16 protein-coding genes are annotated in these 16,127 nt (G+C 42.6%); 4 read left to right on the top strand and 12 right to left on the bottom strand.

Translation table 11 applies throughout. The features are described from left to right. Positions 1–4: 4 nt before the first annotated feature. Positions 5–2,185, bottom strand: coding sequence for a primosomal protein N' (locus GY065_RS11755; RefSeq protein WP_174834380.1), 2,181 nt, complete (start codon positions 2,183–2,185; stop codon positions 5–7). Positions 2,186–2,438: 253 nt separating this feature from the next. On the opposite strand from GY065_RS11755, the gene pyrB reads away from it, so the two are divergent. Next, positions 2,439–3,380: an aspartate carbamoyltransferase gene (gene pyrB, locus GY065_RS11750; protein WP_025331649.1), complete on the top strand. Its 942-nt coding sequence runs from the start codon at positions 2,439–2,441 to the stop codon at positions 3,378–3,380. 6 nt (positions 3,381–3,386) lie between these two features. Continuing rightward, the gene (pyrI, locus tag GY065_RS11745; protein ID WP_025331648.1) at positions 3,387–3,845 is read left to right on the top strand and encodes an aspartate carbamoyltransferase regulatory subunit; all 459 of its coding nucleotides are present in this window, start codon (positions 3,387–3,389) and stop codon (positions 3,843–3,845) included. A 24-nt stretch (positions 3,846–3,869) separates the two neighbouring features. On the opposite strand, the gene fghA is transcribed toward pyrI, so the two are convergent. From fghA to GY065_RS11710, 7 genes are all read right to left on the bottom strand, one after another. Continuing rightward, on the bottom strand, positions 3,870–4,703 hold the full coding sequence (fghA, locus tag GY065_RS11740; RefSeq protein ID WP_174834379.1) for an S-formylglutathione hydrolase: 834 nt from the start codon (positions 4,701–4,703) through the stop codon (positions 3,870–3,872). Positions 4,704–4,793: 90 nt separating this feature from the next. After that, positions 4,794–5,903: an S-(hydroxymethyl)glutathione dehydrogenase/class III alcohol dehydrogenase gene (locus GY065_RS11735; protein WP_037394712.1), complete on the bottom strand. Its 1,110-nt coding sequence runs from the start codon at positions 5,901–5,903 to the stop codon at positions 4,794–4,796. Positions 5,904–6,336: 433 nt separating this feature from the next. Next, entirely contained in the window at positions 6,337–6,969 is a 633-nt protein-coding gene (locus GY065_RS11730) for a hypothetical protein (protein ID WP_174834244.1), read from the bottom strand. 2 nt (positions 6,970–6,971) lie between these two features. Further along, a complete protein-coding gene (locus tag GY065_RS11725) occupies positions 6,972–7,595 on the bottom strand; it encodes a condensation domain-containing protein (protein WP_174834243.1) in 624 nt (207 codons plus the stop codon). 657 nt (positions 7,596–8,252) lie between these two features. Next, positions 8,253–9,089, bottom strand: a complete 837-nt coding sequence (locus GY065_RS11720; protein WP_174834242.1) for a PHP domain-containing protein — start codon at positions 9,087–9,089, stop codon at positions 8,253–8,255. Further along, positions 9,086–9,259, bottom strand: coding sequence for an oxidoreductase-like domain-containing protein (locus GY065_RS11715; protein WP_174834241.1), 174 nt, complete (start codon positions 9,257–9,259; stop codon positions 9,086–9,088). Before GY065_RS11715 ends, GY065_RS11720 begins: the two co-directional genes overlap by 4 nt. Then, positions 9,256–9,480 carry an RNA-binding S4 domain-containing protein gene (locus GY065_RS11710; protein WP_174834240.1) on the bottom strand — a complete coding sequence of 75 codons (225 nt, stop codon included), beginning with the start codon at positions 9,478–9,480 and terminating at the stop codon, positions 9,256–9,258. Before GY065_RS11710 ends, GY065_RS11715 begins: the two co-directional genes overlap by 4 nt. Positions 9,481–9,609: 129 nt before the next feature. Between GY065_RS11710 and argE the strand changes: the two genes are divergently transcribed. Both argE and GY065_RS11700 read left to right on the top strand, forming a co-directional pair. Continuing rightward, a complete protein-coding gene (argE, locus tag GY065_RS11705; protein WP_174834239.1) occupies positions 9,610–10,776 on the top strand; it encodes an acetylornithine deacetylase in 1,167 nt (388 codons plus the stop codon). A gap of 72 nt (positions 10,777–10,848) precedes the next feature. Continuing rightward, positions 10,849–11,247 (top strand): cytochrome b562, encoded by a 399-nt coding sequence (locus GY065_RS11700; RefSeq protein WP_025331641.1) that lies wholly within the window; start codon positions 10,849–10,851, stop codon positions 11,245–11,247. A gap of 493 nt (positions 11,248–11,740) precedes the next feature. Here the strand turns inward: GY065_RS11700 and GY065_RS11695 are convergent, their stop codons facing one another. The 4 genes from GY065_RS11695 to nrdD all read right to left on the bottom strand — a co-directional run bounded on the left by GY065_RS11695 (position 11,741) and on the right by nrdD (position 15,978). Next, a complete protein-coding gene (locus tag GY065_RS11695) occupies positions 11,741–11,911 on the bottom strand; it encodes a hypothetical protein (protein WP_174834238.1) in 171 nt (56 codons plus the stop codon). Between the two features lie 522 nt (positions 11,912–12,433). Beyond that, a complete protein-coding gene (locus GY065_RS11690; RefSeq protein WP_025331639.1) occupies positions 12,434–12,991 on the bottom strand; it encodes a hypoxanthine-guanine phosphoribosyltransferase in 558 nt (185 codons plus the stop codon). Between the two features lie 372 nt (positions 12,992–13,363). Beyond that, the gene (gene nrdG / locus GY065_RS11685) at positions 13,364–13,834 is read right to left on the bottom strand and encodes an anaerobic ribonucleoside-triphosphate reductase-activating protein (RefSeq protein ID WP_084587387.1); all 471 of its coding nucleotides are present in this window, start codon (positions 13,832–13,834) and stop codon (positions 13,364–13,366) included. Between the two features lie 2 nt (positions 13,835–13,836). Beyond that, a complete protein-coding gene (nrdD, locus tag GY065_RS11680) occupies positions 13,837–15,978 on the bottom strand; it encodes an anaerobic ribonucleoside-triphosphate reductase (protein WP_174834237.1) in 2,142 nt (713 codons plus the stop codon). Positions 15,979–16,127: the final 149 nt, after the last annotated feature.

The raw sequence follows: 16,127 nt of genomic DNA, 5'->3' as shown, positions 1-16,127 counted from the left end.
AGTATCACATTTCCAGCGGATCTACATCAATCAGCCAGCGTGTGTGCGGGCTGGTTTTTTCCAGATGCAGTAGCCAGCTTTGCCATATTGTAATGCTGTGATGTAATTCGCGTCGATTATGACTTTCCAGAAAGACCTGTGCCCGTTCATAACCGGCCAGCCGTGCCATTAACATTGGTACTGGTCCGAAAATACTGACACTGGGCGGTAAAGACTGTTGCTGTCCGATACCCTGTAATGCCTGTCGCAGGAGTTCCTGTGCTTCACGCATGGTTCTGGCGTCAGCACGAATAGCTGCCATATAGCTGAATGGGGGCATGCCCAGTTCCTGTCTTTCCGTCAGTTCTGCTGTTGCAAAGGTAACATAATTTTGTGCAGCCAGCGCCTGATAAACTTTGTGTTCGGGTTGTCTGGTTTGTATCCAGACTTCGCCGCTGCATTCTGCTCTGCCGGCACGGCCGCTTACTTGCATCAATTCGGCAAACAAGCGTTCTGGTGCGCGAAAGTCTGCACTGTAAAGACTGTTATCTGCATTTAAAACAACAACCAGATTCAATTGCGGAAAATCATGGCCTTTGGCCAGCATCTGGGTGCCGATCAGAATATCTACCTGCCGGTTAATGATTTTACTGTAAATATCTGACCAATCCTGCCGGTGTGCGGTACTGTCGCGGTCTACCCTCAGAATACGTGCCTTAGGTAACAGATATTGCAGGTTTTCTTCTATGCGTTGTGTTCCTTGCCCGACAGCCGTTAAATCCTGATTACCGCATTCGGGGCAACAATGTGGAATACGCTGGTGAAAATCACAGTGATGACAGCGCAGCTGACCGGCATGCTGATGTAAAACCATCTTGGCCGAGCAGTTAGGGCAGCCAAAAGTATGCCCGCAGGCGGCGCAGAATAAAGCCGGAGCAAAGCCGCGACGGTTCAGATAGACCATACTTAAGCCACCATTGGCAAAATTGGTCTGTAATTTTTGTTTGATAATATCGCTCAAACCATTATCCAGTGGTAACCGGCGAATATCTACCAGATGAATTTGCGGTAATTGAGCACTGATATGGGCGCGTTCGCTTAATTGCAGTAGTTGATAATCTTTTTGCTGGGCTTTATACCAGCTTTCCAGAGACGGAGTGGCACTGCCCAGTACAATAGGACATCCTGCCTGCTGTGCACGCCACACAGCCAGATCCCGTGCCTGATAACGCAGTTCGCTTTCCTGCTTGAATGAGTAATCATGTTCTTCATCAACTACAATTAATCCCAGATTATGCATGGGAGTGAAAACAGCCAGTCGGGTGCCAATGATCAAAGCCGCCTGTCCAAGTGCTGCCTGAAGATAATTAGTTGTCCGTTGTCCGGCAGCAGTCTGACTGTGCAGCAGAGCAGTAATAGTATGTGGAAATCGCTGGCGCACACGCTGCAACAATTGCGGGGTCAGATTGATTTCGGGCAGCAAAAATAAAACCTGTTTGCCCTGCTGCAATATTTTGGCCATGATGTCGAAATAAACTTCTGTTTTGCCGCTGCCTGTAATGCCATATAACAGAAATGGAGCAAACTGGCCGAATTTATTCTGTACTGTTGTACTGGCAAGCAGTTGTTGCTGATTAAGCTGATGCTGGCTTTCCGGAATGCTGCCGCAGGCCGGAACTGAAGTAGCCTGTATCCAGCCTTGTAGTTGCCACTGATTAAGATAATGTGCAGCCTGAGAATGTATGGTCTTAAGTTGTTGTAATGTAGCAGATATTGTTTGCAGATGTTGCCATAATGCATTTTGTTTGTGAAAGCGTGCCGGTGGAGGAGGCTGTTCACGCCCCAGAGCATTTAACGTGTAAATTACTTCCGGTCGGGGCAGTTGCACGACTTCAGGCTGACGCAGTCCTTTTGGCAACGCCGCCATTACTGCCTGCCCGAGAGGATAGTGATAATAGCGGGCAGTAAAACTGAGTAATGTGCGCCAGTCTTCAGGCAATTGCCAGTCATCAGAAAGTACTGATTCTATTGGTCGTATTTTGCTGATATCAATTTCCGGTTCTACATTACTTTCCCATACTATGGCGGCTATCAGACGTTTGCGAAAGCGTACTGCTACCCGTGTACCGGCGGGCAGGGCTGTGGTATGAGCATAAGTAAGCAGCGAATACAGGGGCACATTCAGTGCCAGTTGATGGTAAATCAATGTAAGCAGAAATAAAAAAGGCAATGAAATGCTGATTGTAACTCAATTTGGTCAGCTTTTATCATTGCGCTGTTTATGCGATAATTTGTATTAATTTATTATTACGGGAATGATAGCGTGATGCAAATACTGGCAGCAGATGTTCAAGATTGTCTGGAACAGGTATTACATCAGTACAGCTAATTTCCGTAAGATATTACCCGTTTGAAGACGGGTTTTTTTGTGCCTATTGATAAATGCTGAAGGTTAAATTATGGCTAATCCGCTGTATCGGCAACATTTCATTTCTATTAATGATTTATCTACTGCGCAGCTGGAATTTTTGCTGGCGCTCGCTTTACAGTTAAAACAGCAGCCTCAGGCTGATTTATTAGACGGACGTTTAATTGGTTCGTGTTTTTTTGAACCATCTACGAGAACCCGTTTGTCATTTGAAACTGCTATCCAGCGGCTGGGCGGTAAAGTTATTGGTTTTGCTGATGGTGCCAATACCAGTGCCAAGAAGGGAGAAACGCTTGCTGATACCGCCAGAATTATCAGTAATTATGCAGATGCAATTGTAATGCGCCATCCGAAAGATGGTGCAGCCCGGGTAGTCAGTGAGTTTGCCCGGGTGCCTGTTATTAACGCAGGAGACGGTACGAATCAGCATCCGTCGCAGACATTGCTGGATTTAGTCACCATTTATGAGACGCAGGGGCATTTACAGAATCTTAAAATTGCTTTAGTTGGTGATTTGAAATATGGCCGTACTGTACATTCACTGGCGCAGGCTCTCAGTCGCTGGGGGTGTGAATTTATTTTTGTATCTCCGCCAACTCTGGCAATGCCTGCTTATATTTGTGAGCAGCTGGATGATAATGGCGTACATTACCGGACTTCCGGCAGTCTCGAAGAAGCGTTGGCCTGGGCTGATATTCTGTATATGACCCGTATTCAGCGTGAGCGGTTCGATGAACAGGAGTTTGCCAGAATCAGTGGTCATTTTAATTTGTGTGCGGCTATGCTCGGGCAGGCTAAACCGAATATGCGTATTTTGCATCCTTTACCGCGTGTGGATGAAATCCATGCAGATGTCGATGACAGTATTCATGCTTATTATTTTCAGCAGGCCAATAATGGTATGTATGCGCGGCAGGCTATTCTGGCGGCGATTCTAAATGAACATATTGATATAGTTGGAGCAAAAGGATAAACAATGATGAATCAGACCAGACTGAGTGTTGAGGCAATAAAAGATGGTACTGTGATTGATCACATCCCGGTAGGGCAGGGGCTGACTATTTTGCGCCAGTTTAAATTGCTGCATTCCGGTGATGCGGTTACGGTAGGGTTTAATCTGAGCAGTAAATCCACAGGCAGCAAGGATATTATTAAAATTTCCGGTCAGTATCTTGATGATGCTGCGGCTAACCGTTTGGCTTTGTTCGCGCCGCAGGCTACAGTTAATGATATTGAAAATTTTCGGGTAGTACGCAAACGTACACTGACTTTGCCGGAAAGTATCAGTGAAGTGTTTCGTTGTCCGAACAGCAATTGTGCCAGCCATGGAGAACCGGTAAAGAGCCATTTTTCTGTTCGGGTGAGCCATGGCGAAACCCGTTTATGCTGTCATTACTGTGAAAAAACGTTTGCGCGCGAATCCGTGATTGAAGCTTAGCTGTTAATTTACCGGTCTGGTGATTTATAGTCCGAATGCTTCGGCATGAAAGCTGATATGGCTTTCTATAAATGTACTGACAAAATAATAGCTATGATCATAGTTTTCACGCAGATGATACCGAATGTTAATGCCTTTGGCTTTGGCTGCCTGAACGAAATCCTGTGGATTTAATTGCTCAGGATAGTATTCATCCACGCTTCCCTGATCGATAAGAACTGGTAATGAAAACGGATACCGGCTGATCAGTTCGGTACTGTCATATGCAGCCCAGTCTTGCTGATTGGTTCCCAGATAGGTTGAGAATGCTGCCTGACTCCATGATCCGGCTACCGGATGGGCGATAGGAGCAAATGCCGATACAGCAACGTAGCGCTGAGGATTTTTCAGGGCAATCATCAGCGCACCATGACCACCCATACTGTGGCCGCATAAACTACGCTGTTCGTTGACCGAAAAATGTTTTTCGATAAGTTCGGGCAGTTCTGTGACCACATAATCATACATCTGGTAATGCTGAGCCCATGGCTGCCGGGTAGCATTAAGATAAAAACCGGCTCCCTGTCCCAGATAGTGAACATCTGCATCAGCTACATCAGTACCGCGCGGACTGGTATCCGGCATAACCAGAACAATACCCCATTCAGCAGCAAAACGCTGTGCACCACTTTTCATCGAAAAATTTTCATCAGTACAGGTGAGCCCGCTCAGACAATACAGTACAGGCAGCCGGTAGCCTTGTAAGGCACGTGACGGAAGATAGACAGAAAATGTCATGTCACATTGATTGGAGTGACTGTAATGCCGGTAACGTCGTTGTTCGCCGTTAAACAGTTTATGGGTGGTCAGGAGAGTAATTTCAGCCATTTTAAAGGATCCGTATTGAGTTTATAACATGATGAAATACAGGCAATTACATTAATAATGTGTATGCACATACGCATATTATTAATAATAAATGACTGTACGAATTGATTCGCCGGTATGCATCAGCTCGAATGCCTGGTTAATATCAGTCAGCGGCAATGTATGAGTAATAAATGGTGTCAACTCGATTTTACCCTGCATGGCTTCTTCCACCATCTGCGGCAGTTGTGAGCGTCCTTTAACCCCACCGAAAGCAGATCCTTTCCATACCCGTCCGGTAACCAGCTGAAAAGGGCGTGTGGCTATTTCCTGACCGGCACCGGCGACACCGATAATAATGCTTTGTCCCCAGCCCCGATGAGCGCATTCCAAAGCAGCACGCATCACTTCTACATTACCGATACACTCAAAACTATGATCTACGCCCCATTCAGTCAGACCAATAATTACCTGTTGTATAGGTTCCTGATAATCGTTCGGATTAATACATTCTGTGGCACCAAAATGTCTGGCAAGGGCAAATTTAGCCGGATTGGTATCAACAGCAATAATTCGTCCGGCTCCGGCCTGTCGTGCCCCCTGTACTACAGCCAGCCCGATACCACCCAGCCCGAATACGGCAACAGTATCACCTGCCTGTACTTTAGCAGTATTGTGTACTGCACCAATACCGGTAGTGACTCCGCAGCCTAGCAGACAAACCTGATCATGTCTGGCTTCAGGATTGATTTTAGCCAGAGATACCTCTGCCACAACGGTATATTCGCTGAAAGTTGAACATCCCATATAATGGTAAATTGGTTTTCCCTGATAGGAAAAACGTGTTGTGCCGTCAGGCATCAGCCCCTTACCCTGTGTTGCTCTTACTGCGGTACACAGGTTGGTTTTACCCGAACGGCAAAACAAACACTTCCCGCATTCGGCGGTATACAAGGGAATAACATGATCACCGGGTTTGACAGAAGTGACGCCTTCACCAACTTCTACCACAATACCGGCACCTTCGTGCCCCAGAATAACCGGAAATACACCTTCAGGATCATCGCCCGACAAAGTAAATGCATCAGTATGACAAACACCGGTATGGGTAATCTTTACCAGTACTTCACCAGCCTTGGGCGGAGCAACGTCTACTTCAACAATTTGTAATGCTTCTCCCGGAGCAAAGGCAACTGCGGCACGAGATTTCATACTCTATCCTCTGAATTAATAAGCACATGTATTCGGCTAACATAACGGGATTGCAGCAATAAATCAATTGTCAGATTCTTAATTGCCAGTCTGATAGTCTGAATATGAGATCAGAAAAGCTGTGCAGAATAAATATTATGAGTATAAAAATCTGATTTATATTGATATTTTAATGAATTTTATTTGTATGCCAGTATGGATAGTATATTTGTATGTATAAATAAAATTATTAACCGGAAAGCGCCACTATCAATCTTAATATATCGATGTGGTGCTGACTGATGTGCAAGCATAAAAATCAGCCCGAAATGCTTGGTTTCTTTTTAAAAAATGCTGATAGCTTACTCATTATTTTTAAAACAAGGATTTTCCAAGCCAAATGCAGCAATTACAGCTATATTTTGAGCATTTAATTTATTGACTTTTTAAATGCTCAATACTCTTTTATGGCGAAATTTGTTAGCTGTCTGGCAATTCTTTCCATCAACTGGCTGATAATTTTACGTTGTAATATTTTAGTGTAATAAGAAAGGCAAAGTATCAGGCAGCCATTAAGAAAAGCCAGATGAAAGGTGGCAGTCAGAGTGCCGCTGTTCATATTGGCTCCGGTACGAAAGTTATGCAGCTTGAAGTTTGGCGGTACGGTTATTTTGTTAATCCGGCCATTATTGGTATATATAAAAACCAAATCTTTTTGCAGATTTTGTAACGTTATCGGTGACAGCATTTTATTTGCTGCAACTGTTGCTTTGGCATCCAGAATATCTTGTTTAATTTGCTGTGCACTGGTGTAAATATCTCCGGAAATGGTGGTTATTGCCTGCTGAATTAAGCAGGTAAAGCTGTCTTCTATGTTGAGTATAGGATGACAGGTAATCGCAGTTAATATGGGAAATGAATCCAGCTTAAAAAAATCTGTATTGGTCTGTTGAATCAGGGCAGTCAATAATGAATTCATGGTCAGATTATGTCTGCTTGCTATAGAGTTTAATTTTTCAACAGTTTCTGCTTCAATTATGGCCGTATAGCTTGCTGTTTGGATTTCCCTGGCAGGATTACTCCACATTTTTACAGCTTGTTGATAATCAGGATAACTGTGTCCTGTCTTATTTGCAGAACTAAAACCTGCATTTTCCAGGGATATATTTCGGCCAATAGTTTTATCATAGTTTTATCAGAAAAATTTTGTGCAGACAGACGTAATATTTCAGAAAAAATCTTTAGACCGGCTGTGGCGTCTGCAATGACGTGAGCCAGTGTCAGTATCAGTAAATGGCGATTAAAATTATCCTGACTCAGCATGGTCAATCTGCATAATTGCTGATGGATATCTAACGGATTATTTACCTCTCTTTCCAGCAATTCATCAAAACAGCGAACATCATTTGAGGGTAATTCCGGTACGGTAATGACGGTGAATATTATGGGAAAAGATAAAGAGGATTTAACCAGATGCCATTGACTTTCCTGTAGAAGAATTTTGGAGGCAAGCGCCTCATATTGCTTTTGGATAATTTGTAAAGCTTGTTCTACTCTGCTCGGTTCCAGTTTACCTTCAACCTCCAGAATTAAAGTAAATTGTGTTGTTCCTGAAAAATTAGTATGCAAATTTGCCATACCACTTTCCAGCCTGTTCAAGGGGCGGATAAAATTTAACGCCTCTGATTGATTATCAGAGATCTGAGTGCTCATTTTTTATTTCCTTTATATTAACTTGAATAAGTTCAGAAAAGCGATTAATAATTTTTTGTTAAAAAAGAAATCGATAGGAAAACACAAATTTAAAATAAGATAGGTCTAATACTGTTATTTTATTTATTTTTTAATCTTATTTTATTTTGTAGATAATTTGATATTAAAGTATTGTATATTTAGATATATTTTACATTTTATTGGGATGATAATGCCTATTAAGAAACACTATTTATAATATATAAATAAAATAAATTTATCTGTAATAGGTCAATTATTCATTAACATTAAAAGCGAAGTAAGCACACATATCTGGTAAGTAATAAGACTGTACGTTTTTTCAGCAAAATTGATAGACAATTAATATTTTTTAAAGCGGATTTCCGTATATATCTTACTTTCCCGGTCATACTGGCTATTTCTGTACAGGCAATAAAAACTTGATTTATTGTTTAATTCTTATTATCTGAATTTTTATATGATTTTTGCATATTTAAATGTAAAAATATTCTGTATAGGCACAGAATATACAAAAAACAATAATTACGCCTTTTATAGTATATTGGCATATTATAATCAAACATTTTGTGATTGGTTTATAACTGAAACAAACTTGAAATACCTTGTTTGATTTAAAATCTATCAGAGATAATACGGTTAATCAGCTAAATGATCCCATACTGGTTTACAGATAGGTGGTAGTTCAGGACAGCAGCCGAGCAGGCCACCACCAAAATCACCATCACGATGAAAATCACTGCCACAACTGGCTAAAAAATCGAATTGTTGTGCCAGTAAGGCATAGTTCAGTCTATCGTTCAGATTAGAACGCCCACTATGCACTTCAATCGCTTCGCCACCACAAGCCTTAAAATCACTGAACAGATTGCGGCGTGCAGTAGCAGACAGCTCATAGCGCATTGGATGCGCAATAACTGCAATTCCGCCTGCATGCCGGATAGCAGTAACAACCTCAGCCAATTCTGCCCACTGATGTTTAACACTGCAGGATTTGCCGTCACCAAGATATTTGCGAAATGCATCAGCTTTTTTATTTACATGGCCGGACTGGACTAAAAAATCAGCAATGTGCGTACGTGTTACCATATCTATATTCGTAGCAAGTGCCAGTGTACCTTCATAAGCATCACTAATTCCTTTTTTAGCCAGCTTATCGGCAATAGCCTGTAGACGCTGTAAACGGCCGCTGCGAAGACGTCCGAGTAAAGTTTGTAATACTTCATCTTCCGGAGATATATTCAGACCGACAATATGTATAGTACGTCCGCGCCAGCTTACTGAGATTTCCACCCCGTTAATCAAAGTGATTCCTGACTGCTTGGCCTGTGCATGCGCGGCGGCCAGACCGCCGGTATGGTCATGGTCTGTTAATGCCAGCAATCTGCAACCATTAGCAGAAGCACGCAGGACAACTTCGGCTGGCGTCAGTGCGCCATCAGAAACCGTGGAATGACAATGTAAATCAATACTCATGAGCTTTTTTCGTTATTAGAAGATGATGTAGACAACTGTGCCTGCATCGCTTCATATGAAGCTTTTTCGCGGTAATAAATTTGCCAGACACAGGCATCACCACAGTCACTATTGCAGCATTCCCAGTCTTCCGGTGGTACTGGCGGAGTTAATAATTCCGGTGCGCTCATAACTCACTATTAATGACATTGATTTCACTGTCACCCAACCGGATATTGTCTCCGGCAACGATTTTCGCGGTTTTACGGGTTTCCGGCTGCTGATTGCGCAGTACTTTACCTTCGGAAATCAATTGTTTGGCTCTGCCGCCACTTTCTGCCAGCCCGGCCAGTTTGAGCAGATCACATAGTGCAACATGCGGATGTCCGGCTAAGTCAAATTGCTGTCTCATCTGTTATACCTTTCCATAAATAGCTATTGTAGCTATTATCAGCGTCGAAGAGGATTTTGTTTTATGTATTGGTTACGCTAAAAGCATAAAATATGCTATGGTTTAACTAGAGTTAACCGGAGATTTGCCGTGGATACACTTAGCTGGTTATGTCAGCTGATTGCTTTTGATACCACCAGCCGTCAGAGTAATCTGGCCTTGATTAATTATGTGGCCGATCATCTGGAGAGCCGTAAACTGTCGCCATGGCTGGCACATAATGAAAAGGGGGATAAAGCCAATCTGTTTGTCACTATCCCGGCTGCTAATGGCAGTACTTCCGGTGGGATAGTACTTTCCGGTCATACTGATGTTGTGCCGGTAGACGGGCAAAAATGGTTATCAGATCCGTTTGCAGCAAATATACGCGATGGCCGCGTATATGGTCGTGGCAGTAGTGACATGAAAGGTTTTATTGCCAGTGTACTGGCTGCGGTTCCAGACATGCAGAAGGCAAAGCTGAAAGTCCCATTACATATTGCTTTGTCTTTTGATGAAGAAGTCGGCTGTCTTGGTGCACCGGTGATGCTGGCTGAGCTGGAAAAAAGAGGTTTGCAGCCGCAATCCTGTATTGTTGGTGAACCTACATCCATGCAAATGGTAGTAGCCCACAAAGGGATTCATACTTTCTGTTGTGAAGTACATGGTAAAAATGCCCACTCTTCGCTCACGCCTGATGGTGTGAATGCAATTGAATATGCAGCCCGTCTGATTGTATTTATCAACCAGCTGGCTCAGCAATTACAACAGCGGTCTGATTTGGATCATGCTTTTGATGTCCCGTTTGCTACTGTTTCAACCGGCCTGATTCGTGGCGGTACTGCTATTAATATTGTGCCGGATTATTGTACCTTTGAATTTGATTATCGTAATTTGCCGCATATGACGGTAGAAGAGCTGACTGAACCGATTCGGCAATATATTGCAACGACCCTTTTACCCGCTATGCAGGCAGTGGTACCGGAAGCATCAATTAAGCTAACCCATAATGTACAGGTACCTGCTTTAAATGACGCAAATAATCAGCAGCTGCATGCCTTGATTACTCAACTAGTGGATAATAAACAGCAGGCCAAAGTGGCCTATGCGACTGAAGGCGGCCAGTTTCAGAATAGTGGTATCAATACTGTTGTATGTGGTCCCGGTAGTATTACAGTGGCTCATAAGGCTGATGAATATATAGAACTGGAGCAGCTTGAACGCTGTGATCACTTTTTACGTAAGCTGATTCAGGTGCAAAGCTTGTCATTTACTTGATACGGTATTATCAAACTCTGCGCTGTTTTATATATAAAATGTTTAGGATTAACTGAGGAACAGGAAAGTCAGATGGCAACCAAAAAATTTCTCTCTGCAGGGATATTGTTATTATCACTGATACTATCAGTGATGACTGTTCAGGCGAATGGCGTAAACGTTTATATGAGTGCTATTAATATGAGTTATGCGCGTTTTAATTCAGCGCAAACAGTCGCAGATGCCAGTAAAGCTCTGGCCAGTATGCGTGCTGCTGCCGTGGCTGCTAAAGCAAAAAAACCTTCCGGTCTGGAAAATGCTGCACCGAATAATCCAAAATTGAGAGCATACTATGCTGAGATGGATAAATTGATTGCAGAAATTGATAAAACCAATAATCTGGTTAAAGCGGGAAAGATGGTACAGGCTAAAGCGGAGGGTAAGAAAATATTGCAATTACGTGATGAAGGGCATAAAGCGATGAGGCAATAAAAGATACTAGGGCGGTATAGCAGTAAAAACGATAGTTCAGAATGCAAAAAGCCTGGTTCCGCCCCTTAAAAAGCTAAAGAACCAGGAAACATAGACAAACAAACCGGTTATAGATAATGACCAGAATCAGAGATTCTGTGATGACATTATCTTAAATTGTTTAGATAATCCTTTTGTTGAACCATTTTTAATCCCCTTTCTACAATCAGATAATCGTAGCAATTAATACAAAAAATACTAAATACAGTAAATATAATATGTTATAAAAAACTAATTATTGCATTACTGATTATAATACTCAATTAGTTGAGTTGTCAGGCTTGACTGCCTAATTAATCACTTTTTTAAGGTATTTCAGTTCATATCTGATAAATGAGTGTATATCAAATATAAAAATGTTGTTTTTACGCAAATTGATATAAAAAAAACTGGTAAAACCTGCGTATTGATGATTGGAACCATCGCTGGCGGAAACAGGCGTAACATATACGCTTCAAAATGGCGGTTTCCCGCCGAAAAAGTAGTCATAGACACTGCCTTTCCTGATTATTCTAACCAAACCGCTATGCGCTTCCAGACGCATCGGGCGGTAGAAGAATGGCAAGGCTGGAAGACCGTTAATCAGAACCGGCAGGCGTAAAGCCTCCCTGCCATTGTCTACCATCGAAAGGTATGTCAATGACTTGGTAAACAGAATATGAAAAAACCATAATATAAAAATATCAATGGTTTATCTGTCTGATAAACAGCCTTCCAGAGCTGACCGTACTATTTAATACGGTACTATCATCATACTGGCGGATAATTAAATTTGTCAACAATTCGTTAATTAAATAATATTATTAATATATAATGTAAATTTAAAAATAAATTATAATAATAAATGTAAAGAATAAAAATATTATATAAATAATTATTTTTTTAAATATTTTTATTTCAATATAGTTCGGTTTTTATTTTATAAAAATATTAATAAAAATTTATAAATATCTGTGAGAATTAATTCTGCATTTAAATCGGCATAATTTTTTAGATGAAGTATTCAAGAATAGTGATTATATTTGCAATAGTAATAAAATTTGTTTTATCAATGTTACTGGCATTAAGAGAAGTGAGAAATATCATTAAAACAGATGGTCACAGTATATAGATTACTGTGACCGAATATAGATCCTGTTCGTAACGATTACTCAGCCAGAGCGTAAATTTCGTCCAGATTACGCCATTTACCTTCAGCATCCATGCCATACCCGAAAACATAACGATTGGGAACATCCAGTCCGACAAAATCAGCCATAATTGGCTTTTCTTTGCCAATCAGTTTGTTGGCAAAAACAGCTGTAGAACAGCTGGCTGCACCCATTTCCAGTATCTGTTTTTTTACGGCTGCCAGTGTATGTCCCTCATCCAAAATATCATCCAGCACTAGAATGTGGCGTCCGACTACCGCATTCTGCGGGGCACGCAGCCACTGATAATTACCACCTTTTAGTTTATCACCGTAGCGGGAAATATGGATGTAATCGAAATCCAGCGGAAAACGCAGTAATGGCAGTAATTTTCCGGTGAAAACAACTGCCCCACCCATTACTGGTAATACCAGCGGGTATTTATCACTTAATGCTGCAGTGATGTCCGCAGCCATTTGCTCCAGCCTGGTTTCACAGGTTCTGCGGTCAAACAATAGATCTGCTTTATCCAGCATTGCCTGAGTTTCGGCGCGTCTGTCAGTTACATCAATTATGCTCATTGGTATTGTCCATGTGTATCCGGGTAAGTAAAACCGTATGTCACTATTAATTGACCACCAATATGCTCAGAATAGATGCAGGTAGTGTTGTCTACGGTTTAATTGAGTAAATTTGTACTGCTCTGGTGATTTGGCAGCACTAAGACGAATGTGTTTTGATTGTTTAAACCAGAATATTAAAGGTAAATTATCCCAGAATTTTACTTGCAATATGCGAATTTTATGCCATTTCGGGCAGTCTGAGAACAAGCGAGTAAAATAATTGACTGGTTTATTAGAAAAATTTTCTGGCAGCAAGGGGTAAAGAAGCACCATTGCTGTTATGCAGAATTAATCTGGTAACTACAATGGTGCCAAATGGTTGAATTATACCGGATGCAGGTAATGAATCTGCTGGTTACTGCTGCCGCGCCAGACTAATGCCGGATCTTTCAGTTCCTGTATGAATTTACCGTCGATAAGAGTGTTGATTTCATTTACAACTTGTATTTGCGCCGGTGATAATTCTGCCAGCGTGTAGCCTGTCCATAACCAGATGTCTTTATGTTCGGTTTCCTGCCGCACCCGTCTGACAAGTTTCAGGATGGCATTCAGGTTATGCGGGTGCAGCGGATCCCCGCCGGTGAGCGACAGACCCTGACGCACAATACGTTTGTCGTTAAGGTCGCTGATAATCAAATCTTCCATCTGCTGGTCAAATGGCTTACCGGAATCTGTCCGCCATGTGGTGGCGTTATAGCAGCCCCGGCATTTGTGCTCACAGCCGGCTACGAACAGTGTACAGCGGGTTCCGGGACCGTTGACAACATCAACCGGATAATACTGATGATAATTCATACTTACAGTGCACCACATTGCTGACCAAGGTGTTTGACCCGTCGTTTAACCTCTTCCTGTTTGCCAGCATTAAACGGGCGGGAATCCGGACTGCCCAGATAACCGCATACACGTCTGGTAACGGATACCCGTGCAGGATCATGATTGCCACATTTCGGGCAGACAAAACCTTTACTGGTACAGGAAAATTCACCGCTGAATCCACAGTCGTAGCATTCATCGATCGGTGTATTGGTTCCGTAATAGGGAACGTAACGGTAGCTGTAGTCCCACACGTCCTCTAATGCTTTAAGATTGTGCTGTAAATTCGGATATTCCCCGTAGCAGATAAAACCGCCACTGGCCATTTTCGGATAGGGTGCTTCAAAATCGATTTTATCGTAAGGATTAACCTTTTTCTCAACATCCAGATGGAAGCTGTTGGTATAGTAACCTTTATCGGTCACTCCATCGATAACCCCGAATTCGGCAGTATCAAGCCGGCAGAAGCGATCACACAGGTTTTCACTGGGTGTGCTGTACAGGCTGAAACCATAACCGGTTTCGGCTTTCCAGCGGTCGGCAGTGTCACGCAGTTTTTGTACGATAGCAATGGCTTTCTCGCGCAGGGTTTCACTATCAAAAACATGTTTTTCGGTACCATACAGGGCATTAATGGTTTCGTGCAGACCGATATAGCCCAGTGAAATTGAGGCGCGGCCGTTTTTGAATATTTGAGCTACTGAATCATCAGCATTCAGACGTACCCCGCAGGCACCCTCCATATACAGAATCGGAGCCACTCTGGCTTTGACATTTTCAAAACGGGCAATGCGTGTCATCAGTGCTTTGCGGCACAGTTGCAGACGTTCATCCAGTAACTGCCAGAAACGTGTTTCATCATATCTGGTTTCTATGGCGATACGGGGCAGATTCAGGCTGATAACCCCCAGATTGTTTCGTCCTTCATGGATTTGCTTACCGTTTTCTTCATAGACACCAAGGAAGCTGCGGCAGCCCATCGGGGTTTTGAAGGAACCGGTAACAGCGACAACCTGATCGTAGTTAAGAATATCCGGATACATACGTTTGGAAGCGCATTCCAGAGCCAGTTGTTTAATGTCGTAGTTAATATCACCGGCTTTGTGGTTAATACCATCTTTTATGCTGAATACCAGTTTGGGGAAAACGGCTGTTTTGCCATTTTTACCAAGGCCTGCGAGGCGATTGCGTAAAATAGCGATTTGTATCAGCCGGCTTTCCCAGCTTGTGCCCAGACCAAAGCCAAAGGTTACAAAAGGAGTCTGACCATTGGCCGTATGCAGGGTATTAACTTCATATTCCAGTGACTGAAAGGCGTCATAACACTCTTTTTCAGTACGTGCACGTGCATACTCGTTTGCATTGGCAATCTGCCATTCAGTTGCAACTGCCAGATGTTTGTTGTAGCTGGCACGAACAAAGGGAGCCAGTACTTCATCAATACGGTTGATGGTGCTGCCGCCATAAATATGGCTGGCTACCTGCGCAATGATCTGTGCGGTTACCGCAGTGGCAGTGGCAATTGATTTCGGCTGCTCGATTTCGGCATTACCCATTTTGAAACCGTTAGTCAGCATGCCTTTCAGGTCAATCAGCATGCAGTTAAACATCGGGAAAAAAGGCGCATAATCCAGATCATGGTAATGGATTTCACCCCGTTCATGCGCCAGTACCACATCGCGTGGCAGCAAATGCTGCTGTGCATAGTGTTTGGCGACAATGCCGGCCAGTAAATCGCGCTGTGTCGGAATAACTTTACTGTCTTTGTTGGCGTTTTCATTGAGCAGACTAAAGTTGGTTTGTTCAACCAAACCCTGAATTTCACGATTTAGACGACTGCGTGATTCACGTGCCACATCTCGGGAATGGCGATATTCAATATACGCACGGGCCAGCTCCTTGTACTGTCCGGCCATTAACTGGTCTTCAACAGCCTGCTGGATATCATGAATATCAATATATTTACGCTCGGCAAGATGACCGGCCACACTTTCTGCCACCTGATGGCAATAATCGATATCGTTAATCTGTACTGCTTTGGCTGCTTGTTGTATGGCTTCTTTGATGCGGGCTGTATCAAAAGGTACGTGACAACCATCTCTTTTAATTACAATGGGTTTCATGCTGATTATCCTTCTGCCGCCTGTAATAACCGGCAGCAGTTACTGCATTGTTATTAAATAATAACAATTTATCTGATCACAGTGCTTATATGTAAAAAAATACTATATTTAGTGTTTAAATGCTGTTGTTGCGCTTTTTTTTACTATAT

The sequence above is a fragment of the Snodgrassella sp. ESL0323 genome (assembly GCF_013346865.1).
GTDB lineage: Bacteria > Pseudomonadota > Gammaproteobacteria > Burkholderiales > Neisseriaceae > Snodgrassella > Snodgrassella alvi.
The sequence above is the reverse complement of the archived record's forward strand: the minus strand, read 5'-3'. Positions and strand labels throughout refer to the sequence as shown.